The sequence below is a fragment of the Faecalimonas nexilis genome (genome assembly GCF_059731825.1).
Map to the genome: position 1 here is coordinate 2,424,545 of NZ_AP029189.1, position 24,269 is coordinate 2,448,813.

General features: G+C 42.1%; 16 protein-coding genes and 3 pseudogenes. 1 reads left to right on the top strand and 18 read right to left on the bottom strand.

Annotated elements, in window-relative coordinates; all coding sequences use genetic code 11:
• Positions 1 to 2: 2 nt before the first annotated feature.
• Positions 3 to 2,180 (top strand): YhgE/Pip domain-containing protein, encoded by a 2,178-nt coding sequence (locus AC6I5B_RS12315; protein WP_270606646.1) that lies wholly within the window; start codon positions 3 to 5, stop codon positions 2,178 to 2,180.
• 26 nt (positions 2,181 to 2,206) lie between these two features.
• On the opposite strand, the gene AC6I5B_RS12320 is transcribed toward AC6I5B_RS12315, so the two are convergent.
• The 18 genes and pseudogenes from AC6I5B_RS12320 to AC6I5B_RS12405 form a co-directional block, all read right to left on the bottom strand.
• A complete protein-coding gene (locus AC6I5B_RS12320; protein WP_497773373.1) occupies positions 2,207 to 3,265 on the bottom strand; it encodes an STAS-like domain-containing protein in 1,059 nt (352 codons plus the stop codon).
• A 190-nt stretch (positions 3,266 to 3,455) separates the two neighbouring features.
• Positions 3,456 to 4,886, bottom strand: coding sequence for a radical SAM protein (locus AC6I5B_RS12325; RefSeq protein WP_044986660.1), 1,431 nt, complete (start codon positions 4,884 to 4,886; stop codon positions 3,456 to 3,458).
• A gap of 147 nt (positions 4,887 to 5,033) precedes the next feature.
• Positions 5,034 to 6,311, bottom strand: a complete 1,278-nt coding sequence (locus tag AC6I5B_RS12330) for an adenylosuccinate synthase (protein ID WP_004611433.1) — start codon at positions 6,309 to 6,311, stop codon at positions 5,034 to 5,036.
• 14 nt (positions 6,312 to 6,325) lie between these two features.
• Entirely contained in the window at positions 6,326 to 7,762 is a 1,437-nt protein-coding gene (purB, locus tag AC6I5B_RS12335; RefSeq protein WP_022250579.1) for an adenylosuccinate lyase, read from the bottom strand.
• A gap of 191 nt (positions 7,763 to 7,953) precedes the next feature.
• Positions 7,954 to 8,493 carry a rubrerythrin gene (rbr, locus tag AC6I5B_RS12340; RefSeq protein WP_022250578.1) on the bottom strand — a complete coding sequence of 180 codons (540 nt, stop codon included), beginning with the start codon at positions 8,491 to 8,493 and terminating at the stop codon, positions 7,954 to 7,956.
• A 136-nt stretch (positions 8,494 to 8,629) separates the two neighbouring features.
• Positions 8,630 to 9,424, bottom strand: coding sequence for an ATP-binding cassette domain-containing protein (locus AC6I5B_RS12345; protein ID WP_497773374.1), 795 nt, complete (start codon positions 9,422 to 9,424; stop codon positions 8,630 to 8,632).
• Between the two features lie 11 nt (positions 9,425 to 9,435).
• Positions 9,436 to 10,751 (bottom strand): annotated as a pseudogene (locus AC6I5B_RS12350) (ABC transporter permease/substrate-binding protein).
• Entirely contained in the window at positions 10,660 to 11,304 is a 645-nt protein-coding gene (locus tag AC6I5B_RS12355) for a pyridoxamine 5'-phosphate oxidase family protein (protein ID WP_318261212.1), read from the bottom strand. The pseudogene AC6I5B_RS12350 and the gene AC6I5B_RS12355 overlap by 92 nt, the downstream one beginning before the upstream one ends.
• Before the next feature lie 185 nt (positions 11,305 to 11,489).
• Positions 11,490 to 13,262, bottom strand: coding sequence for a [FeFe] hydrogenase, group A (locus AC6I5B_RS12360; RefSeq protein WP_117787029.1), 1,773 nt, complete (start codon positions 13,260 to 13,262; stop codon positions 11,490 to 11,492).
• A complete protein-coding gene (locus tag AC6I5B_RS12365; protein ID WP_118208343.1) occupies positions 13,256 to 15,088 on the bottom strand; it encodes an NAD(P)-binding protein in 1,833 nt (610 codons plus the stop codon). The genes AC6I5B_RS12360 and AC6I5B_RS12365 overlap by 7 nt, the downstream gene beginning before the upstream one ends.
• A 150-nt stretch (positions 15,089 to 15,238) precedes the next feature.
• Positions 15,239 to 16,180: a DUF1848 domain-containing protein gene (locus tag AC6I5B_RS12370; protein WP_270606662.1), complete on the bottom strand. Its 942-nt coding sequence runs from the start codon at positions 16,178 to 16,180 to the stop codon at positions 15,239 to 15,241.
• A 46-nt stretch (positions 16,181 to 16,226) separates the two neighbouring features.
• Positions 16,227 to 16,553 (bottom strand): hypothetical protein, encoded by a 327-nt coding sequence (locus AC6I5B_RS12375; protein WP_004611445.1) that lies wholly within the window; start codon positions 16,551 to 16,553, stop codon positions 16,227 to 16,229.
• A pseudogene (locus AC6I5B_RS12380) lies at positions 16,550 to 17,590 on the bottom strand (PDDEXK nuclease domain-containing protein). Before AC6I5B_RS12380 ends, AC6I5B_RS12375 begins: the two are co-directional and overlap by 4 nt.
• A gap of 64 nt (positions 17,591 to 17,654) precedes the next feature.
• A pseudogene (locus tag AC6I5B_RS12385) lies at positions 17,655 to 18,036 on the bottom strand (recombinase family protein); the annotation flags it as partial.
• A gap of 618 nt (positions 18,037 to 18,654) precedes the next feature.
• Positions 18,655 to 19,080, bottom strand: a complete 426-nt coding sequence (locus AC6I5B_RS12390) for a metal-dependent transcriptional regulator (protein WP_044986668.1) — start codon at positions 19,078 to 19,080, stop codon at positions 18,655 to 18,657.
• Positions 19,081 to 19,228: 148 nt separating this feature from the next.
• Complete coding sequence (locus AC6I5B_RS12395) at positions 19,229 to 20,962, bottom strand: ABC transporter ATP-binding protein (RefSeq protein WP_055151422.1); 1,734 nt, start codon at positions 20,960 to 20,962, stop codon at positions 19,229 to 19,231.
• Positions 20,955 to 22,781, bottom strand: a complete 1,827-nt coding sequence (locus AC6I5B_RS12400) for an ABC transporter ATP-binding protein (RefSeq protein WP_004611451.1) — start codon at positions 22,779 to 22,781, stop codon at positions 20,955 to 20,957. Before AC6I5B_RS12400 ends, AC6I5B_RS12395 begins: the two co-directional genes overlap by 8 nt.
• A 2-nt stretch (positions 22,782 to 22,783) precedes the next feature.
• A complete protein-coding gene (locus tag AC6I5B_RS12405; protein WP_004611452.1) occupies positions 22,784 to 24,262 on the bottom strand; it encodes an ABC transporter ATP-binding protein in 1,479 nt (492 codons plus the stop codon).
• Positions 24,263 to 24,269: the final 7 nt, after the last annotated feature.

Sequence of the window (24,269 nt, forward strand, 5' to 3'; positions counted from 1 at the left end):
CCATGAAGAATATATTTCAGATTTTTTATCACGACATCAAGAAAATCCGTAAAAACGTCATTGCGTTGATTGTTATTCTCGGAATTACCATTGTTCCTTCCCTCTATGCGTGGTTCAACATTGCTGCAAGCTGGGATCCATATGGAAATACAGGAGACTTGAAAGTTGCTATAGCCAGCCAGGATAAAGGGTACGACGGTGAACTGATTCCGGTCAAACTAAACTTAGGTGATCAGATTCTATCTGAATTGCACGAAAACACACAACTCAATTGGGTCTTCACAAATGCAAAGGATGCTAAAAAAGGAGTCAAGTCAGGACGTTACTATGCAGCATTAGTGATTCCAAAAGATTTTAGCCAGGACATGATGAGTCTTTTTTCTCCTAATGTCACACATCCTAAGATCACTTACTATATCAACGAAAAAGAAAATGCAATTGCTCCAAAGATAACAGACAAGGGGGCAACTGCTGTACAACAACAGGTAAACAGTACCTTTACAGAGACTATTTCTAAGACTGCCTTAGAAGCATTCCAGTATGTTGCTGATATCTCTAAGCAATCCGGAGACAAAACATTAACAGATAACCTTGCGGCATCGCTTGCAAATATCTCACAGGATTTGTCCTCTGCCGCCGGCACTGTACAAGCATTTTCAGATATGTCAGACGCCGCTTCCCTTATGCTCGATACAACTTCTGAGTTTCTCGAACAATCCGGAAACGGAACACAGGACAGCCTGAATGCGCTGAACGATGCAGGAGATGGCATCAGTTCTCTCACTTCCGCAATTACCGGAACTACCACCGCTGTCAATCAGGCATTGGCAGACAACAAAAAGTTTTATACAGCTGTCTCAGACGCTTTAGACTCTGCTCTTAGTTCTTTTTCTTCTGACAGTGACGCAGCTGCATCAGCACTTTCCTCTGTCGGAGACCGGGTGCAAAAGCTTATAGACGGCTATACTTCCCTGTCCGATTCATTGACTGCACTCAAAGAGTCTTATCCTATTCTGACTCCTTCTGTAGATGCAATCAATCGGCGTATTGCTGAAGCAATCGAACATCAGACATCTATCAAAAATGAACTAGATTCTGCACAATCGCAAATCACCGGCACTACCCAAGATGCCACCGCTTTAAAAGCAGATGTCGATCGTCTGATTGCCGACAGCGTTCAATCGATTACAGATGTCAAAAATAGTTTTGAAACAAATGTAAAAGATGAACTTGACAACTTAGCAAACAATGTTGATAATACCGGATCTTCTGTCTCAACATTATTACAGCAGCTGAATAACAGTGTATCCAACATCTCCAAAGCATCTGATAAATCAGCTTCAAATTTATCAGAAGTACACAGCACACTAAATGAATCAGCCTCATTACTTTCGGATCTTTCCGAAAAGCTAAGTTCTGCTTCTCAGATTATGACATTCTCCGGAAGCGACGGCATGGCTATTCTGACCTCTCTGCTGTCAGAAGGTTCCGAAAGCGTCTCTGCTTTCCTTGCCTCTCCTGTCAGTCTGTCAGAGCATGCTATTTACCCAATCAGCAACTACGGTTCTTCCATGGCACCGTTTTACTCAACACTTGCAATTTGGGTCGGAGGCATTGTATTAGTTGCCATGTTAAAAGTAACCGTAGCGGAAAGTACCGTTTCCAAGCTCAGAAATCCGAAAGCTCACCAGTTGTATATCGGACGTAGTATCCTTTTACTGGGTGTCGGACTTTTACAGAGCGGACTCATTTGTCTTGGAGATTTGTTCTATTTGCAAATTCAATGTGAACACCCATTTTTATTTCTCCTTGCCGGATGGTTCACAAGTATTGTCTATGTGAGCATCATCTATGCTTTGACTGTTTCATTCGGAGATATCGGAAAAGCAATCTGTGTTGTTCTGCTTGTTATGCAAGTTGCAGGAAGTGGTGGAACCTTCCCAATTGAAGTTGCACCGGAATTTTTCCAAAAAGTATATCCGCTGCTTCCATTTACTCACAGCATGAACGCCATGCGCGAATGTATCGCCGGATTCTACGGAAACACTTATTGGAAAGAACTTGGTACACTTGCTCTCTTCCTGATACCGGCATTACTTCTTGGACTTGTACTTCGTAAGCCAGTTATCCGACTTAATGACGCTTTTACAGAGAAATTAGAGAGCACACATCTCATCTAATATATCAGCAGCGGGAATCACAAAAACTAGTGGTTTCCGTTGCTTTTTACATGTTGTATCATCCCTGCGACCTCCTCATTCGCATTATTTACAGTCAACACAATATCCGGATGACGATTCTGAAACACTCTAAATATCTCATCGGCAAATCCTTGTCCCATAAAATCAATTTCCGAAAAATCAAAAATCACTTCTTTAAATTCTTCCAAGCGACTCAGAATTCTCCTCGCCTGCGATCTTGCAACCGGTTCGCCCTGACGACAAAATTCTTTCATTGGAATCAGAGTCTTTACAACCCCTTCCCCAAGAGGCGCAAACATATCAAACACTTCTCGTGCCGTCCTCTTCGTATCATTTTCCAATTTCATCTGCACCATCGTTCCAATACGATTCAATTTTGTATAATAAGCAATCAAATGACTTCTTACAAATTTTGCTTCATCATCACACCGATTACTATACATCACATCTTCTGACCACAAGGCAAATTGCGCAAGCATCTTGGAAGTAAAAAAGATGCCCTCTCCGGAATGCCTCTCTGGACTCGTTGTGAATTTTCCTTTATACAATTCCATCCTTGCCTGTGCCGTGTCCATCTTGATATGAAGCTGCTGATCGGCATATTGTCGAATACTGTTAAAAATTCCAATCCCGTCATCTGCAATGGAAATTTCTGTATACAGTACATCTTTCTTCACCTTACAACAGATTCTTTTTGCCTTCGCATGTTCAATTGCATTATTCATCATCTCTGTAAACGCATAATACCAAATCTTTCTAGAATTCTCGGAAAGATCATTTAAAATCGGGAATACTTTTTCAAAGTAAAATGTATCTTCTTCCAAGTCTTCAACATCGTCCACCTCCCACTCTTCTTCCACAGTAATCAAGCAATATCCACATTCTTTATCCGCATTCGGAACGATGATTTTTTGTTCCACACACTCTTTCAGATATCTTTTTACAGTCGTAATAGAGACCTCAAAGTTTTCCATCGTTTTCTGGGCATATGCGCCATCATCCTGACGAATCTTCTCTAACATATACTTTTTAATCCATTCTCTTTTTTCTTCTGTAAATGACATTTTCTCACCTTCATTCAAACTTTATTTTTATATATACAAACTATATCATCTTTATTTTTGAATTTCAATACAATAAAATATAATTTTAAATTTGTTTATTGTTTCCAATATCCTGTTATAATATTTTCTAACGCAACAAAAAATTCTCCTGTGATTTCATTTCCTCACAGGAGAATTCCCCAACTTTTTATTATTTTTCATCTTTTTTATATGCCTGTATATAGACAAAATTATCATTTTCTCTTTCCATAGCATAATCCACATTCAATATCGCATCGATCAGATCTTGTCCACCTGATTCCACTGCGGTCACCTCCATCTCAAGTGCCCGCCTTGCGTCTTCCACTGTCAGATCGTCCAAAAATACCTGTTCACCGCTTCTTAGCATGTTGCCTGGAATCAGAAGCGTATCACCAAGTTTCACGCCACTTTCCTTCTTTTCCTTCAGTTGACCGATCAGATCCTGACCGGTAATCAGTCCTGACACGGTAATCGTCTCACCAAAGAAATCATTGCGAATCGCATATACATGAACGGTAAGTCCCGGAAATTCTTCCATCAATGTCTCAGCAAACTTACTGATTGTCTGGTAGGTCAGTTTACCTGTGGCAATTGTAACCGTTCTTGAAAATGATTTCTTCATCTGTTCATATTCCTGACTTCTTCGAAGCTGCTCTAATGCCTCCTGAAATTCATTGATCAAAAGACGCATCATTCCGACACCATTCTCCAGCTGAATATATCCGTCATAGCGTTCTTCTTCCGGAAATTCCCGTCCCGCCAGAATATACCATTCATCACTGGCATGAATAAAATGAAGACCAAATTCCTCATAATATTTCTTTTGGCGGCTCTCGATCATATCGATCACCTGCCCTGCTTCTTCTTTCGTAAATAACTCAAGCGGATACAGGCCTTCTCGGTACTTTGTAATTCCTGCCGGCACCGCAGACACACTTCTCATAAACGGAAGAAATTTTGAGAGATCGTCGATCGTCCGCTCCAGCTCTTTCCCGTCATTGACATTCTTACATACAACAACCTGACCATTCATCTCGATATGGTTTTCATATAGGATATCTAAAAATTTCAGTTTCTCTCCCGCAAAACGATTATGCAGCATCTTACATCGCAATTCCGGATTAGTAGTCTGCACGGATATATTGATCGGCGCCAAATGCATCTGTATGATACGTTCAATATCCGGCAGCTTCATATTTGTCAACGTGATATAGTTTCCCTGCAAAAAGGACAGTCTGGAGTCGTCATCCTTAAAATAAAGTGTCTCGCGCATTCCCGGCGGCATCTGATCAATAAAGCAGAAAATACACTTGTTGCTGCAGGTACGGTATTCACTCATAAGCCCATTCTCGAATTCAATTCCAAGATCTTCATCATAATCTTTGTCAATCTCCAGAAGCCATTCTTCCCCATCCTGTTTTTCGACCAACACTTCAATATATTCATTTTTTATCAAATATCTGTAGTCAAAGACATCCTGTATCGCCTGATCGTTGATTGCAAGGAGCACATCCCCGGCCTCAATCTCCAACTCCTCTGCGATTGAATCCGGATACACCTCTTTAATAACATGTCTTTGTTCTTTCTCTTTCTTATTCAAAACATACCTCTCATCATTCAATTTATTATTTTGCACTTTACATTCCTTTATTATACTTGTTTTCTTAATTGACTTCCACCGGTTCTCGCACAAAAATAAAAAAAGTTGTTTATCTACTCACGAGACAAACAACTTTTCATCTAAAAATTAAAACATTTTAATATATGCGTCACGCTCTGCTCCTACAGAAACATATTTTACCGGGCACTCAATCACTTTTTCAATGTATTGGATATACTCAAGCGCCTCTTTTGGCAAATCTTCTTTTGTGCGGCAGCCACTGATATCGCACTTAAAGCCTTTCATATATTCATATACAGGCTTTGCTGCATTCAATGAATCAATGTCAGAAGGGAATGTATGAATCACTTCTCCGTTCAACTCATAAGCCGTACAAACCGGAATCTCATCCATATAAGAAAGCACATCTAACTTTGTCAATGCAACATATGTGCATCCCTGCATCTTCGCACCATAACGGGAAGCAACCACATCAAATCCACCGACTCTTCTTGGTCTTCCTGTTGCTGCACCATACTCACCGCCTGCCATACGAAGAGCCTCTGCTTCTTCTCCAAACATCTCACATGTAAATGGTCCTTCACCTACACAACTTGAGTACGCTTTCATAATACCAATGCTCTCATCTAATTTTGCAAATGGTGCGCCTGCTCCAATCGGTGCATATGCTGCCAATGTTGTGGACGCTGATGTATATGGATAAATACCAAAATCAATATCACGAAGCGCTCCGAGCTGTGCTTCAAAAATAATTGATTTTCCATCATTCATTGCATCTGAAAGATACTCTGTTGTGTTACATACAAATGATGCAAAAAATGTACCGTATTTTTCAAGCCATGCAAACATCTCTTCCACCTGAACCGGCGCATTTTTATATCCGCCTTCCACAGTCAGATTCTTCCATTCAAGCACATCTGCAAGTCTTTTCTTCAATGTATCCATGTGAAGTAAATCTCCCATGCGGAACGCTTTTTTCATATATTTGTCCGCATATACCGGCGAGATTCCACGACGTGTAGAACCAAACTTTTTATCTGCCAGACGATCTTCCTCCAAACAGTCTAAAAGCTTGTGATATGGCATACAAATCGTTGCTCTGTCACTGATTTTTAAATTCTTTGGAGTTACAGAAACACCTGCTTCCTCCAGTTTTTGTACCTCTCCGTATAAATGTTCCAGATCAATTACCACTCCTGGTCCTAAAATATTCACCGTATCCTCACGGCAAATCCCTGACGGCATCAGGTTCATAATAAATTTTCCTTTTTCGTTGATCACTGTATGCCCCGCATTATTTCCACCTTGATAACGAACAACTACGTCATAATCCTCGCTCAGAAGGTCTACCATTCTTCCCTTTCCTTCATCGCCCCAGTTCGTACCTACAATCGCTGTTAACATATTTCAAACTCCTTTCAGACATTAATATCCGCTGTAACACTTGGTTCATCTTTAGACTGTTCCAGCACCGGTGCCACAATCTCTTTTAAAAATTTGTCGCATTGATGTGCAGCCATTCCGGTAAATGTCTCCGGCTGCATCAACATCTCAATCTCTTCATCAGAAAGCGCAAATGTGTCGTCGGCTTTGATTCTGTCCAACAAATCATTCTTCTTTCCATACAATTTCACCTGTTCTGCAGCCTTCACGGAATGCTGGCGAATTGCCTCATGCAGAACCTGTCTGTCTCCGTTTTTATTCTTCACGCAATACATCATAATATTCTCTGTTGCCATAAACGGAAGTTCCTCTTCCAAATGCTGTCTGATCACAGCCGGATATACTTTCATACCACGCACTACATTGATGTACAAATTCAAAATTGCATCTACCGCAAGAAATGCTTCCGGTACAGATAAACGTTTGTTAGCCGAGTCATCCAATGTTCTCTCGAACCATTGTGCAGATGCTGTCACTGCGGTATTCTGCAGGTCACAGATCACATAGCGTGCCAAAGAAGCCATTCTCTCACTTCTCATTGGATTTCTCTTATATGCCATCGCAGAAGAACCAATCTGCTTCTCCTCAAACGGTTCATCCACCTCTTTTAAATGACTCAAAAGTCTGATGTCACTTGAAAACTTAGATACACTTTGGGCAATTCCTGAAAGCACCTGTAAGACAGCAAAATCTACTTTACGTGTATACGTTTGTCCACTTACACTCTGGCATTTTGAAAATCCTATCTTTTCTGCAATCTTCTGTTCTAATAATTCTACTTTTTTCTCATCTCCGTCAAAAAGCTCTAAAAAGCTTGCTCCGGTTCCTGTTGTTCCTTTGCATCCAAGCAGTCTCATACTATCTAATTGAAAGTCCAACTGCTCCAGATCAAACAACAGGTCATTCAGCCAAAGGCACGCTCTCTTTCCGACTGTTGTAGGCTGTGCTGCCTGAAAATGTGTATATGCAAGTGTTGGCAGTGATTTGTATTGTTCCGCGAACTTGCTGAGTGCGTCTATCGCATTGACTAAAAGCACGCGCACTCTCTTTAATGCTGTATGCATTAAAATAATGTCTGTATTATCTCCAACATAGCAGGAAGTTGCTCCGAGATGGATAATTCCAGCCGCATTCGGACATGCATCTCCATACGCATGCACATGCGCCATCACATCATGGCGAAGTTCTAATTCGTACTTTTTCGCAGCTTCATAATCAATATTATGAATCTGTGACTTCATTTCCTCAATCTGTTCTTCTGTGATCGGCAACCCTAATTCTTTTTCGCTCTCTGCGAGTGCTACCCATAATTTTCTCCACATAGAAAACTTCTGGTCTGCCGAAAAAATATTTTGCATCTCATAACTTGCATATCTGCCACATAGTGGCGACTGGTAAATATCTGTTCTCATCTTTCCTCCTACTTTGACCTGTCAAATAAAATAGAATAAGACAAAGATACCATGAAAACATCTGTTACACCCTGTTTTCAAGACCCCTTTGTCCTTACGTCAAACATGATATACCTATGAGAAAGTATTGTCAAGTTTTTTGTTCGCATACATTCCTTATTTAAAGCAGATAAGCCGTTTTCTGTTTCATTTTAATAATTTTCAGCCCGAACTTCAAAATAGCTCTGAGGATGAGCACATGTTGGACAAACTTCCGGTGCTTTTGTTCCCACTACAAGATGACCACAGTTTCTGCACTCCCATACTTTCACTTCACTTTTTTCAAACACAGCTGCCGTCTCGACATTCTTCAATAATGCTCTATACCGTTCCTCATGATGCTTCTCAATCTCGGCTACAAGGCGAAATTTTGCTGCCAGTTCCGGAAATCCTTCCTCTTCTGCTGTCTTCGCAAATCCCTCATACATATCTGTCCACTCGTAATTTTCACCTTCTGCGGCTGCTTTCAGATTATCTGCCGTATTTCCGATTCCGTTTAATTCTTTAAACCACATCTTCGCATGCTCTTTTTCATTATCCGCCGTCTTTTGGAATAATGCAGCAATCTGCTCATAACCTTCTTTTTTTGCTACGGAAGCGAAATAAGTGTATTTATTTCTCGCCTCCGACTCTCCTGAAAAAGCACTTCTTAAATTTTTTTCTGTCTCTGTTCCCACATACTTATTGTTCATAAAAATCATCTCCTTACTTTTTAACATATTTATCACTTGGAAAACAGCTTATCTTGCTTCTATTTTAGCACAGTTTTTTCGTGCTGTACCCACTTTTATCAAAATATTTATAAATCTCTTCACCGCCTCATCCGAACTACTTATTCCCTGCTCCGCTATACTCACAATCTTCTAAGCGTTCATCAGGCAAATAACAGGTACGTCTCTCTTTGTCCACTAGCTGTTTTACAAAATCTGTATTTGGATTACGCAAAAGGTCGTCCGGCTTTGCATACTGCTGCACCTGACCTTTACCCATAACAAGCACCTTTGTGCCAAGTTTCAGCGCCTCCGAAATATCGTGAGTGACAAACAAAACGGTGATCCCCGTTTTTTTATGGATTTGTTTCAGCTCAATCTGCAACTGTCCACGAGTAATTTCATCAACCGCACCGAAAGGCTCGTCCATCAGCAGAATCTCAGGAGATGCCGCCAGTGCTCTTGCTATTCCAACCCTCTGCTGCTGTCCTCCCGATAACTCAGCCGGATAGCGCTCTTTCAACTCTTCGTCAAGACCAACCAGTTTCATCCATTTGGAAACTGCAAGCTTGGTCTTTTCCTTATTTTTCTTGTTGATGAGATTCTGAACATAAGAAATATTCTGTTCTACTGTCATATGCGGGAACAAAACGCTCCCCTGAATTGCATATCCGATATTGGACCGCAGTTCTGTCAAGTTTTTATCCAGAATATTGCTTCCGTCTACAAAAATATCATCGCTTGTCGGCTCGATAAGACCATTTATCATTTTTAAAACCGTTGTTTTTCCACATCCGGAAGAACCGATGATCGTAACAAATTCACCCTTTGCAACAGAAAAGTTGAATCTTTCCAAAACAACTTTGTTCCCATATACTTTTTTGATATTTTTAAATTCAATTGCTGTGTTCATTTCTTGTCACCTCATTTCAAAAGATTTGCATTTCGCAAAAACGTTTCGGCTACTTCTCTTGGCTCTTTTCCCTCGCTCTCGACAGCGTAATTCATTTGTGCCATATCTTTATCTGAAATAACCCCTGTAAGCTTGTTAAATATTTTCGCCAATTCAGGATGTTCTTCTAAAACTTCAGAACGAATCACATTTCCGCACAGATAGGACGGATAAAAATTTTTATCATCCTCTAAAACAGTAACATCTGAAACGCTTAGCTGTCCGTCTGTCGTAAAAATGACCATTACATCAATTTTTCCTTCATTGATTGCCTGATATTTCAATCCAATATCCATGTCCATGGTCTTTTTGAATGTGAAACCATAAGCGTCACAAAGAGCATCATATCCATCTTCCCGCTCAAAGAAATCATATTCTGCTCCGAATACAAGCTGTCTTTTTTCAAAACCATATTCCAAGCTGTCCCTGTATATTCTGGATAAATATCAAATTCACCGCTTTCCATTGCAGGCTTAATATTCGACGTGCCTCCGCCGACACCTTGTGTTAATTCCACATTTAAATCTGTATCCTGTTCGATCAGAATGTCCAACATTTCCCCCAACACATATTGTTCTGTCATCGGCTTTGTCGCGATATGTATTGTATCCTGTCTATTAACAGGAAATAATGTGCCAATCGCCATGCACAGACAAAGTAAACATACGACAATTGCTATTATACGATTTGCCTTTTTTACTTTTACGCTGCGGCTGCTGATTCGTTTTTCAAAAAAAACAAGCAGAAAATCCATGATCAATGCAAGCAGAGCAATGAGTAAGCTGCCAACCATAGTCATTGCAGCGTTGTTTGTCGTGATACCCCTGTAAATCGCAACACCCAAACCTCCTGCACCGATGAACGAAGCTATACCTGCAAGGGCGATTGTCATTGTAACCATATTGCGAATTCCGGACAAAATAACCGGCATCGCAAGCGGCAGTTTTATCTTGAAAAGAATCTGCATTCTTGTGCTTCCCATACCTTTTGCCGCCTCTAAAATAGCAAGGTCAACATTTGCTATTCCGGTGTGGGTATTTCTTACCATCGGCAAAAGAGCGTAAACCGTCAGTGCAATAACAGCAGTCGCATTTCCAACACCCGAAAAAGGAATTAAAAAGCCAAGCCTAGAAATAGATGGGATTGTATATAAAAAATTTATTATTCCCAAAGTCAGTTTTGCTGTCTTTTGAAATTCACCGATCAGGATTCCGACTATGCCACCGAATAAAACAGCTATCACAATAGCAACCAGAGAAATTTCTAAATGCTCCCATAATAGATTCAAAAAGAAAGCCTTTTTTTCTATAAAGACCAACCACATACTCTGTAATACACTTTTGCGGACAAATATCTTCGCACTTTCCACATTGAATACATGCATCTGTAATAAAAAACCCGTTTTCTTTTGTCTTTGCACTTCCGAGCATAAAACCTTCTCTGACAATCGGCTCTTTTCCCAAGTCAAAAAACTCAACAGAACCATTCTCAATGCAGAACGCTTCGAGTACATATCTGCTCTCATTAGGATAAACGGTGTTCATGGACGGATTTTCCTCAAAAATCCTGTCAATCCACTTTCTGTGTTCTTCCAATTTTTCAGCCTTACCGTCTAACCGGATCATTTGAAAATTTTGATTCATTCCAGTAATGGCAACCTGACTGTTTTTGATAATCTGGCTGTAAAAATCTTTTCCTCTTGCGGTGCAAAAGTACAGTTTCTCATTTTCAACCAGCATCACATCAATAATACGAATTTGAGGAAGTCCCTTTTCATCAACTGTGGCAAACGCAACATCCTTTACTTCACGTAATATTTCCAAACATCTCTGAACATTCATATCCATTCCTCCCAATAAATTTGTTGTAATATTTTTTATTACAACAAATTTACCACGTTTTTGTTGTATCGTCAATAGTTACAACAATTTTATCATTATATTTTACACATCAGACATTCGTCCAAAAACTTCATTCTAAAACAAGCAGCAGTCAATCTTACAGATTAACTGCTGCTTCAAATGTTTTATTCTTCTCTATAGTTCCGATATCCTGTTCCATATCGTTCCATACTCTCCAGATGATCTGTATGTAACAGCATGTGCGCCTTATGTTCATTCGGCTCACCAAAATATTCTTCATAGAGGCGCTTGATATCCGGATTGTCATGTGAATAACGGATTTTCGCATCTGCATCTAACTGATAAAGCCTCTTGCCTCTTTCAAAAGCCCGCTCCTCTCCGTCGTGAATCGGCTGTCCGCCGCCCCCTACACATCCGCCCGGACATGCCATCACTTCTACAAAATCATAGTGTACTTCGCCTCTCTCGATTTTCTTCATCAGCGCCCTTGTATTTCCAAGTCCGCTTACCACCGCTGTCCGCACGGTAATATCATCAATCTGAAATTCTGCTTCCTGCACGCCGTGGTTTGCATTGAAGCCTTCCGCTCTCACTGCCTGAAATGCATCAGCCGCTGCATTCTCACCTTTAAGGAAAAAATACGCACTGCGAAGCGCCGCTTCCATTACACCGCCAGTCGTTCCAAAGATCACACCGGCTCCTGTTCCCTCCTGCATTGGACGATCACTTTCTCGATTTTTCAATGTCTCCGGACTAATATGCGCTGCTCGAATCATTTTCACAAATTCTCTTGTCGTAAGTACCACATCAATATCTTTACCTGCATATTCTCCGTGGAACAACTCCATCTCCTGCTCTCCTTTTTTTGCCAGACACGGCATGATCGAGACTGTGAAAATCTGCTCCGGACTTACGCCCAGTTTTTGCGCAAAATACGTCTTCATAACTGTACCAAACATCTGCTGCGGTGACTTTGCTGAAGAAAGATATTTGACCATATGAGGGAACTGGGATTTTGCAAATCGAACCCATCCAGGACAACACGAAGTGAACATTGGACGCTCCTTTAATTCTCCTGAGGTAAATCTCTGAATAAACTCCGTTGCTTCCTCCATAATCGTAAGATCCGCTGAGAAGCAGGTATCAAACACATAATCAGCTCCCATTTTCTTGAGTGCATCCAGGATCATGCCCACTGTCGCCTCATTTGGCTGCAGCCCAAATTCTTCTCCCCATGCGGTACGCACTGCCGGAGCCACCTGTGTCACTACAATCTTATTTGGATCTGAAAGAGCCTCCCACACTTTCTCCGTGTCATTTCTCTCTCGAAGAGCTCCCACCGGACAATGCGTAACACACTGACCACAGAGCGAACAGGCTGACTCTTCAATCGTCTTATGTCCAGACACATTTACCGTTGTTCTGGAGCCTGTTCCTTCCACATCCCAGATATGCAATGACTGTACCTTATCACAAACCTGAATACAACGCATGCATTTGATACATTTGGAAGAATCCCGAATCAATGGAAACTCTTTGTTCCACATCTGTTTCTCTAATTGCATCCTGTATGGGATTTCAAGAATGTTCAAATCATTCGCAACAGTCTGCAGCATACAGTTTCCACTTCTCGGGCAAGTAACACACTCACAATTATGCTGTGAAAGAATCAATTCTACATTCGTTTTTCTATGCCTTCTCACCTTCGGACTGTTTGTGTAGATGACCATCCCCTCTTTTGCCACATTATTACACGAGGTAATCAGTCTTTCTTTTCCTTCCAACTCCACCACACAGACGCGACAGGCTGCAATCTCATTGATTCCTTTCAGATAACATAGATGTGGAATCGGAATCCCATTCTGGGCAGCTGCCTCCATGATCGTGCTATTCTCTTTTACAGTAATCTGCTTTCCGTCTATTGTAAGATTTACCATATTTTTTCTCTGCCTCCTTTAAAGATTCCATATCCGAAATGGTCACATCGCAGACAGCGACCGGCTTCCTGCTTTGCCTCTTTTTCTGTCATGCAATTCTCACAGCCTTCCCAGTCTTTCACACGCTCGCTTGCCTCACGCTCTGTCAAATTCACTCTGCCACAAGGAGTTCTGTCATCTAAATGCGCCTCCGGAATCTCCACATCACAGGAAATCTCATGACGATATCCCAAATACTCATCAATATTGGCAGCCGCCACTTTCGCCGCCGCAATCGCTTTGATAACAGAAGCTGGTCCGCTTGCACAGTCTCCACCCGCAAATACTCCCGGCAGATTTTCTATAGAACCATTACTCTTTGTGACGATTTTCCCGCGGCTTACCGGAATTCCGGCCTCCTCAAAATGTTTCGTCTCTATATTTTGACCTACTGCAACAACTAAAACATCACAAGGAATGTACACATCTTCCTCACCGGTCGGTTTGATACTTGCGCGACCATTGTTAATTGCGCTGATCATCTGCGGTGTCACATAGATCCCCTTGATGTGATGATTTTCATCCACATCTAAAGAAGCCGGTGCCTTTAATGTCTGCATCTCAATGCCCTCTGCCACTGCACCCTCAATCTCTATCGGAAGCGCTGTCATATCGGCAGCCCTTCTTCTATATACGGCACTGACTTTCTTCGCACCAAGACGTTTTGCTGTACGAACAACATCCATTGTAACATTACCGCCTCCGATTACCGCAACTTCTTTCCCTGTCAGATCCATGATGATATTCTGACCTACATTTCTTAAAAACTGCACTGCCGAAAAGATCCCTTCTGCATCCTCGCCTTCCAAGCCCAGTTTTTTATCCGTACTTGCTCCAATGGTAATTAACACTGCATCGTACTCTTTCTGAAGCTGCTGAATCGTAATATCTGTTCCGATCTTCAAACCGTATTTTACCTCAACACCTGTTTTTAAAATAGCATTCACATCTTCTTCAAGGCGTTCTTTTGGCAGACGATAGTTCGGGATTCCGTAGCGAAGCATTCCTCCAAGCTTCGGAAGCATCTCATAGACGGTTGTCTGATGTCCCATAAGCTGCAGATAATATGCCGCACTTAATCCTCCCGGGCCTCCGCCGAGCACTGCAATACGCTTTCCGGTGGACGGTGCACAAGCCGGTGGTTCCACCTCACCTGCAAAATCCGCCGCCACTCTTTTCAAACCACGGATGTTAATGGCATCATCCATCATATTTCTACGGCATCTCGCCTCGCATGGATGCTCACAGATAAACCCACACGTAGTCGGAAACGGATTGTCTTTACGAATCAGACGAACTGCATCCTTATATCTCCCCTCTCCGACAAGCGCTACATATCCCGGAACATCCACATGTGCCGGACATAACGATACACACGGCACCGGCTGGCTGTATGTACAGGTACAACGCCCATTTTTTATATGCTCCACATAGTCATCACGATAACCGATCAATCCTTTATATACTGTGTGAGCCGCCTCATAGCCGATGGCGCAGTCCGCCGACTCCATAATAGAAAGCGCTGTCTGCTCCATAATATCCAGTGTCTCCATCGTCGCATTTCCATCCAGCACATCCTTGATGAAACCATTCAATTGTCCAAGACCGATTCGACATGGCACACATTTTCCACAGGTCTGTGCATGACATAGTTCCAAAAATGCACGCGCCATATCAACCGGACATAATCCTGGCGGGCTCGATTCAATTCTGCGTTCCAAATCCTTATAGAGCTCTTCCATAATAATATCAGCTCTTGTAGGCGACGCAAGCTCTAATCTACTCATTGCTTTTACCATCCCTTCTTTTGTTTTACAAATACGCTCACTGTAGTGTAGTAACGTAATAGTAGCTATTATAGCATCAAGCGAGAGGCTTGTAATTATTTTTGCTAAAAGTAGTTTATTTAACAAAATGGTTAGATTTTTAACAGAGCGTCACTCTCTAAAAAGCGAAAACTGTCCATCCTTGAGAGACTTTATTTTTCTGTCCGTAATCTTATCATACTGTGTAAGCGTTCCGCATAACAGCGGTGAACTTTTATCATATTGTCTCGCATTCTCTTTTACCTTTGTTTCATGGAAATTTGCATAGCAATATTTACAACCATTGAAACACGTATTGTATGTTCCCACTTCAACACTCTCCAAACAACCACAAGACTCTCTCTGATATTTATCTTTCTGTCCGCTCAGCTCACATCCTAAAAGCTTTTCAATCAACCTTTTATCAATACAATGCCCTTTTGAAATTCCAAACTCCTGAAGATTGATTTTCTCAGCACATGTCTCAATATCCAACAAATATCTTAAAGCAATCTCTGCCATTTTTTCAGCAAGAGTTCTCGTCTTCTGAGCCGTCATCTGCTGAATTGCAAGAGTTCTTGTATTTCGCATCGTTTTTTTGTAGAAATCTATAAAACTAATCACAACTTTATCCGTATATCCAGCAAGACTCGCCGCAATCTCCTCAAATGCTTTTATATGATACTCTACCGTATATCTGTCACTTAGAAATATCGGATCATATCTCCATATCACCCTCTCTTTTCCAATTTGCTCAGATAACCTTTGAAATGTGGGAATCAGTGCTTCCCTCTTGTGCGGAAGATTTGGTTCCACATCTCTTCCGTACCCAGTCAGTGTAAATTGAAAATAATACATGTAAGGTTTTAGTTCTTCTAGTTTTCCTAACATATTGATTGGATTTTTTGTCCAAAATACAATACAATCTATCACGTCCGGTGATAGATTGATTTTACTTACCTGATGTGCATTCATCGGGTTACGCACATATAAAAAGCCCTCTCTTATTCTATTTATAAACCATTCTGAATAATAATTCGGAATATCTGTTCTTCTGCTTGCACTTAATATCATGGTGATTCCTCATTTTTTCACTGTTTTGCAGTTTCTATCCTATTCATCAGTCACAGCACCTTATAATCCGTTCTCCGCATTTAGCACAGAAGCCTTCAATTACCACGCCAAATTTATCTTTCCGCAGACTATATCCCGGCTTAAATGATACTTTTCCGCAGTTAATACAGAACGCATTGTGAAACCATATTTCCTTCATCTCATCCGGATAGCTTTTCCAAAGCTTCACAGCTTCTAGGTCTGTTGTTCCACCGCCCTTAGTAAACCCATCTGTTTCCATCTCTCGCCTAATAAATTGCTCTATCGTATATTCATCACAACCATCCTTTTGAAACTGTTCCGCCATTTCTTTATATTTTCCTGTATATTTCAATATCTCCCCTCCTCTTTTTCACTACCAATATCTTCTCCCACTGTCTTGCTAGACTCCAACGCTTGATATTCCTGATTTAACTCCCTCAATAATTCTTCTTCGCTTGGTAAATATAATTTATATTTTGAAGCAAAAATCTGTGTTTCATTTTCAGGCAGCGTATATTTAACCACAGATTCACTTTTATCTGCACATAATACAATGCCAATCGGAGGATTGTCCCCTTCATTCATAAGCTCCCGCTCATAATAGTGAACATACATTTGCATCTGACCTAAGTCCTGATGTGTTAAATCACCAACTTTTAAATCCATCAGAACAAAACATTTCAAAATGTAATTATAGAATACAAGGTCAATTCTAAAATGACGACCATCGAAAGTAATTCTTTTCTGTCTGGCAACAAAAGAAAATCCTCTACCGAGTTCTAAAAGAAATTTCTGCAAATGTGTAATTAACGCTTGCTCTAAATCACTTTCATAAAAATCATCATTAGGTGTCAGCCCAAGAAATTCCAACACATACGGGTCACGTATAACATCTTCTGTTTTTTTCGCTGGCTCTAATGTCTGTATTTCCTCTGCAACTTGCTTTTTATTTTTACTGGATAATAACCTTTCATAAAAAAATGAATTTATCTGTCGCTCAAGTTATCTGGTACTCCATTGAGATTTTACAGCTTCCTGCATATAAAATTCTCTTGCATTTTCATTCTCTACTCGCATCAGAAGCCGATAATGCGTCCAACTCAATTCGCTACGCAATGCGTAGCCATCTGGAAATGTCAAATAAAACTGTCGCATATTTTTCAAATTGGCAACGGTAAATCCTTTTCCAAAATCCTGTGTCATTTGCTTTGACAACTCTTTTAGTAAACCTGTACCATACTCCGCTTTCTCATTACCACCTTGTTCTTCAATGATTGATTTCCCGATATTCCAGTAGGCTTCAACCATTGCAAAATTGGCTGTCTGATAGACTTTATTTCTTGCTGAAATTAAAATTTCTTTAATTTCCTTATAAAAAAATTCGTTCATCATATCAAAGCATCCTCTCATTTACAAATTATCTATTAATCTTTCTAATATTTTGCAATACAAGCTATATTACTTCAAAATATCTCAATGCATCCCTTATTGCTTCCACTTTCTCTGCTGTCGGATGTTTCCTCGGCTGTTTCAATTCTTCCACCGCATTATGAACATCATACATCGGCAAGCCCAATTTTCACTTCACCTCTGCGATGTATGCGGTATGTATCTTGAAGCCATATTTCGCTTCTATGTATTCCTTAATCATCTTGTTGGTCACGCGCTCTTTCGGCTTGTACGCAACGGCTCTCTTAGCAATATTATATTATCAAGCGGCACTTTTCCTTCGCATTGATAACACTATCTGGTTATTTTCGGGACAAAAGCATGATACTTTCAACGGTATTACCAGATTCCCACAAAATCTTCCTTACTTCTTTACCATCACGATATATCGGAAAGTTAAACTCAATAGACTTTAACGGCATTTCCGATTCACCATGCGGATAAATTTGAACTTCCTTTATAAGATAAGTAATTATACTCTTCTTTTCTTCATCACTTATTGTACCAAATCGCTAGCGCGATGGCTAGCATTACGTACAATACAATCGTTGCTTTTTTCAAATAAAAGTAGCAGTTTTTTTGTATATGTTATATTGTTGAATTACCCCTAACACAACAAACTCACACAACAAAAGAACTGCTATGATTAATCTATCACATTTTGTATCATTCAACAATTACATATCTGATTTTTTTATTCGCCCACCTCCGTTTTGCTGTTTGTTTTCACTATTTACTACAAGCAACATTTATTTCAGGAGGTTCATTATGAACAACTAAAACTTCTATATTAGGGGCGTGAGAGTGCCACCAACAGAAGAAGGTTTTTTTGAGAGGCTATCCTCATTCCTATATGAAATTATGTAGGTAGTTGCTGCTTTGAATAAGCAGCGGGGCGTCTGAAGCAGACCAGCACATAAAAAATCCCTCCAAACTCAAAACGGGTTCAGAGGGAAGATGTGTAATAAGGCATGATGAAGCCGCCCACCGAAACACCGTTTTTTTTATTCGGTGGGCTTATCCTTTATCTCTTTTGACAGGGCAGAAATCTCGTTTTCCTGATTTCTAAAGGCAGCCTTTTTCAACCGTTCAAAGCTTTCATTACTGATTACATGTTCTATACGGCAGGCATCGACCTCTGCAGTTTCTGGATCAACACCTGCTGCGATAAGCTGTTCTGTAAAGAAGCAATGACGTTCATAAATCTTTTCGGCAACCTCGCGGCCCACATCGGTCAAATGGAGAAGGTGATCTTCATCCATTATGAGAAAGCCGCCGTCTTTCAGGGTGTTGACCGCCACACAAACACTCGGTTTTGACACTCCCATGTGCCGGGCAACATCTACGGAGCGCACCATACCCATTTTCTTATGGAGAACAAGGATGGTTTCCAGATAGTCCTCCCCGGACGGAGTTATTACGGGCTTCATAAACTCTTTGCTTTCCTTCGTCTGTTTTTTTTGCAATTCTTCCCATGCTTCACGAATAACCAATGAAAACATCCATGTGCGCCCCCCTTTCTTCTTGCTAGCAGATGATTTCCAAATACTCCCAGTGTTATGCTCCTGCATATACCAATTACACAGTCCATCCAAGGCTTTCCTGCTGAATATGATACAACTTTTCATACAGCCCTTTCTTTTTCATCAATTCTCCATGCGTTCCTTGCTCGACCAGTTTACCATCTTTCAAAACGATGATCTGGTCGGCATCCACCACAGTACGGAGCCGGTGAGCAATCATAATGACCGTCTTACCCTCCACCAGCTTTGCAATGGCCCGCTGGATTAAAACCTCGTTCTCCGGGTCAAGAGATGCTGTTGCTTCATCAAGAAGAATAATCGGGGCATCTTTCAGCAGAGCGCGGGCAATGGAGATTCGCTGACGTTCTCCGCCAGAAAGAGTGCTGCCGTTCTCCCCCAAGATAGTCTGATAACCATCCGGCAATCGCTGGATAAATTCGTTACAGTACGCTGCCTTTGCCGCCGCCATGACCTGCTCTTCGGTAGCGTTCATGTTGCCTACGCGGATGTTATTAAAAACAGTGTCGTTGAACAAGGTCACATCCTGAAATACAAAGGACATACAGCGCATCAGGTGTTCCGGTTCAATGGTGCGGACATCCATACCACCAATGGAAATCTGACCTTTTCTTACATCCCAAAAGCGGGCAATGAGTTTGGAAATTGTGCTTTTGCCGCTACCGGAAGGCCCTACTAGGGCTGTTACGCTGCCAGTTGGAATAGAAAAAGATACATCCTTGATAACATCGTCCCGGTTATATCCGAAAGTGACATTTTTCAATTCAATGTCATAGTTAGCCATATCCTTATCTTCGCCCTCCATAACAGGGGTGGTCAGCAGGGTACGCATACGGTTGGTAACAGTCCCCAAATGAAACAGAGAGGTTAACTGCGAAAGGATGGCAAGGATTGGGCCGTAAATCTGCGTGGAGAACATGAACAGCACCAGCAAAGGAAGCAGTTCAATTTGCCCACCAGTTATCAGTACCGTTCCAATAAAAATGGTAATACCAAGACCTGCTTGCAGAACCAGGCTGGCTCCCTGAACCAGAATACCAGAGGCCAGTTCCACCCTGATGGCGATTTTTCTCATGGCTTGGAGTGCTTTGTCCAGCGTGGAGAAACGGGAACCGCTAAGGCCGCAGGATTTAATAATTTTGATACCTTCCAGGTATTCCTGAATCTGGCTGGACGCCTCCAACTTCACATCCACCTGTTTATCAAACAGACGGAGTTGCAGCTTGCGTCTGCACCAGATGATAAGAAATGTGACCGGCATCGTACAGAAAATCGCAAGGGCCATTCTCCAGTCAAAAAATGCCAGACAAATGCAGGTCAGGGTGACAGAGATAATATTTGCGATCAGCGGCGGAATGGTACTGCTGAGCATGGATTCCATGCTGCTGCAATCCGCCATCATGTTTGTGGTAATATCAGATAAATCTTTTGTGTTAAAGAAGCTCATGGGGAGCTTGCGAAGATGTTCTGCGATCCGAAGTCTGGTCGTGCTGGCCTCTTTATAAGAAGCAATGTAGGTTTTTCTATAATCATTTTTTGCAGCCAGGAATACCAGAATAGCCGCAACCACTCCCAGTCCCAGCAGCTTCCACAGTGCGTCCCATGAAATTGCTTCTCCGGTGAACGGTTTCAGCAGTTCCCAAAAAAGTAGGCAGGCTACCATTGAAGGAAGTAGCAGTGCAATATTGGTTATTGTGCAGGCTGTAATTGCTTTTTTTAAGTCGGAGTAGCCTTTCTCCGATAGCATTAACTTTTCTTTCAGCTTACTCATAGATCACACCGCCTTTCCTTGTACTGATTTTCCAGTTGATCGACTCCGTATAGCTGCTCCACATCTGCGCGTATTTTCCACCCTTCTTCAGCAACTCGTCATGGGTGCCAGATTCAATCAGGTGTCCTTTTTCCATGACAAGGATCTGGTCAGCGTTGCGAATCGTAGACAGACGATGGGCTATCATTACAACCGTTTTATTCTGGATTAGCTTTTCAAAGGCTTTTTGAATCAGGTACTCATTTTCCGGGTCGCTGAATGCGGTTGCCTCGTCCAGTACGATGATAGGGGCATCCTTTACGATAGCACTTGCAATGGCAATCCGTTGGCGTTCACCACCTGAGAGATGAACGCCGGTGCTTCCAATCACAGTCTGATAACCGTTTGGAAGTTGCTCGATAAATTCGTGGCATCTTGCCGCCTTTGCCGCCGCAATCACCTGTTCCTCCGTAGCATCTGGATTTCCCATGCGGATGTTATCCAGGATGCTCTGCTTAAAGAGGAATGTATCCTGAAATACAAAGCTCACCTTATCCATCAGCGCATCCAGCGGAATATCCCGAATGTCAACACCACCGATTTGAATACTTCCGTCCGTCACATCATAAAATCGGGAGATTAGGTTGGCTATGGTACTTTTACCGCCACCGGAAGGGCCGACAACGGCTGTTACCTTGCCATGAGGCGCAAGGAAAGAGACATGAGCCAGGGCCTTGACTTGGGAATCAGTTTCATAGGAAAAGCTGACATCCTGAAAAGCAATGTCATAGTTTTGTATAACAGCCTTTGTATTCTTTTCCGGCAGAACCGGGATACGCAAGATTTCATCCATGCGCTCTACATTGCCGTCAATCTGCGTAAAGGACTCCGAGATAAACATGATCTTATTCAGGATACCGGAAATCGCATGTACAATAATCAGGTAGAAAATGAATGTCAACGAATACTCTCTGAAATCCGTAGTATGCATCCCGATCAGAACACCTACCGGAATTAAAAACAGATAAATATTGTTGATGATTGTGGTAAATGCAGGCATACAGTTTTGCCAGCCCAATGCGTACTCCAGCACGAAAGAGGTATAGTCCTTAATAGATTTGCTCAACCGCTTAAAAGAATCTGCGGTCTGATTAAATGCTTTGATCTCCGGCATACCGCGCACATATTCCACAGAGGCGCTGTTCATGTTCTCCTGGGCGGTCTGAAAACGGTGCATTTTTTCCTTTGCTTCACCGTTGAATCCTGCAAACTGAACGATGAAGGCCAGAACAATACCAACCAGACAAACCACACCATACCGCCAGTCAATCCCAAGAAGAATAATGACCAGAACAAGCGGTGCGACCAAAGAGGCGACAAAATCCGGGAGCTGGTGAGCAATAAATTTCTCAACGCTTTCAATGTTTTCGTCCATGATTTTTCTCAGTTTGCCGCTGCCCAAGGTCAGATGATACCCAAGCGGAATATGCATAATGTGGTCGGCAAAGGCCACCTTCAATTCATAAAGCGTTCCAAACGCTGCAATGTGGGAACACAGTAAGGCAAAAAAGTAAAATACGATGTTCCCCAAAATACCAGCCAGGGCAAGCCAGCCCCAGGTTGAGATTGCAGAAACATTCAAGAGCGACATATCCGGGTAAACAAACAGGATTTCCCGAACGATGTAATAAATTGATAAACAAGGTGCAAAAGAACAAATTGCTGCCAGCGCAGCCAGAAACCCTGATAGAAACAAAAGCCATTTATGACCCGAAGCTAATTCCAGGCAACGCGCCAGTCCAGTCTTTGCCTTCGGCTGTTTCTCATTTTGCTGTGTCATTCCTAACCCTCCTTTTGGTCATACCCAATTTTTTTCAAAAGAAGCTCTGCTCCTCTGATTTGAAAATCATCAGTAATATATCCGTTTTCAAGGCGCATTGCCCGCTCGCAACAGGCAAGCGCACACTCTGCGTCATGGGTAATGACGATAATGGTGCGCCCCATCTTCGCCAGTTTGCGGATCATCCGGCTGACATTCCGCATATTCGTGCCGTCCAGCCCACTTGTAGGTTCGTCAAGTATGATAATAGGTGCTTCGTGTATCAGAGCTACGCCAAGAGCCAGCCTCTGCTTTTGCCCTCCTGACAGCGTAGAGGGATGCTGCTTGATGAACGGCGTCAGTTCCAGGGCTTCCAGAATTTCTTCTGCCGCTTGCTTCCGCTCCGGGCTGGCCTCTGAGCCAGTAGTCAGTTCGTCCAGCAAATCCTCACCGAATAGCTGGCTGTCTAAATCCTGGGGAATGTACCAGACCTTTCCCAAGCGGTCTTTGGGTCTGCAATGCTTTCCGAATAAAACGACTTCGCCGGATTTCTCTTTCAAAAGCCCTGCCAAGATTCGCCCTATGGTGCTTTTGCCCGTTCCGTTGGGGCCGATCAGGGCAATCACTTCTCCCTTACGGCATTGAAAGTCAATATCCTTAGCTACAATTGTTTCACCAAAAGAGTGGTTCAGTTTTTTCACTTTCAGGACAACCTCGCCGGTTGCCGCAGACGGGATTTCCGTCTGCTCAATCTGATGCAGGTCAGGAGTGCGAAGTCCCAATGCCTGGATTTCCTTATTAGTCAGAGCTTTCATTTGTTGTGCGGTAAATTCACGCACAATTTTTCCTTTCTGCACACACAGGAAGCGGTCTGCCAGATCCATCAGATAATAAAGCCGGTGTTCTGCTATGATAATGGTTTTTCCCTGCTGTTTCAAATCGCAGATAATGTCCGCAAAGCGATAAGTAGATGCAATATCCAGATTGGCAGACGGTTCATCCATTACATAGATTTCCGGGTCTATCGCCTCTGCCGATGCAATCGCAACCTTCTGGCGCATTCCATAGGACAGGCTGTGCAGGCTATGATCCAGAATGTTTTGAATCTTAATGTCCGCCGCCGCCCGGTGAACATGGTTCCGAATTTCCTCATGGGAATAACCGTAGTTTTCACAGCCGAAAGCAACCTCACCGGCAACCTCATTGGCAAAAAACTGGCTCCTGGGGTCTTGGAATACATTCCCTACGATTTTGCCGCGCTCCCAGGACGGAATTTCTTTCAGCGGTTTCCCGTCCACAAAAACATCCCCGCTTAATTCCCCCTCGTAAAAATAGGGGATCAGTCCGTTAATCACTCTTGTCAAAGAGCTTTTTCCACTTCCTGATGGGCCGGTCATAACAATGACTTCTCCGGCAGCAATGTCTAACGATATATGTTCCAGTTGATTTCCGTTCCCGCCATAGGAAAAGGTCAGGTCACGGATCATTATTTCTTTTCCCATTCCATTC

Excerpts from the sequence above, each read along its gene's own strand:
- AC6I5B_RS12315 (WP_270606646.1), top strand. The coding sequence starts at position 3 with ATGAAGAATATATTTCAGATTTTTTATCACGACATCAAGAAAATCCGT.
- AC6I5B_RS12320 (WP_497773373.1), bottom strand. The coding sequence starts at position 3,265 with ATGTCATTTACAGAAGAAAAAAGAGAATGGATTAAAAAGTATATGTTA.
- AC6I5B_RS12330 (WP_004611433.1), bottom strand. The coding sequence starts at position 6,311 with ATGTTAACAGCGATTGTAGGTACGAACTGGGGCGATGAAGGAAAGGGA.
- purB (WP_022250579.1), bottom strand. The coding sequence starts at position 7,762 with ATGAGAACAGATATTTACCAGTCGCCACTATGTGGCAGATATGCAAGT.
- rbr (WP_022250578.1), bottom strand. The coding sequence starts at position 8,493 with ATGAACAATAAGTATGTGGGAACAGAGACAGAAAAAAATTTAAGAAGT.
- AC6I5B_RS12345 (WP_497773374.1), bottom strand. The coding sequence starts at position 9,424 with ATGAACACAGCAATTGAATTTAAAAATATCAAAAAAGTATATGGGAAC.
- AC6I5B_RS12355 (WP_318261212.1), bottom strand. The coding sequence starts at position 11,304 with ATGAATGTTCAGAGATGTTTGGAAATATTACGTGAAGTAAAGGATGTT.
- AC6I5B_RS12360 (WP_117787029.1), bottom strand. The coding sequence starts at position 13,262 with ATGGTAAATCTTACAATAGACGGAAAGCAGATTACTGTAAAAGAGAAT.
- AC6I5B_RS12365 (WP_118208343.1), bottom strand. The coding sequence starts at position 15,088 with ATGAGTAGATTAGAGCTTGCGTCGCCTACAAGAGCTGATATTATTATG.
- AC6I5B_RS12370 (WP_270606662.1), bottom strand. The coding sequence starts at position 16,180 with ATGATATTAAGTGCAAGCAGAAGAACAGATATTCCGAATTATTATTCA.
- AC6I5B_RS12390 (WP_044986668.1), bottom strand. The coding sequence starts at position 19,080 with ATGAAGCCCGTAATAACTCCGTCCGGGGAGGACTATCTGGAAACCATC.
- AC6I5B_RS12395 (WP_055151422.1), bottom strand. The coding sequence starts at position 20,962 with ATGAGTAAGCTGAAAGAAAAGTTAATGCTATCGGAGAAAGGCTACTCC.
- AC6I5B_RS12400 (WP_004611451.1), bottom strand. The coding sequence starts at position 22,781 with ATGACACAGCAAAATGAGAAACAGCCGAAGGCAAAGACTGGACTGGCG.
- AC6I5B_RS12405 (WP_004611452.1), bottom strand. The coding sequence starts at position 24,262 with ATGGGAAAAGAAATAATGATCCGTGACCTGACCTTTTCCTATGGCGGG.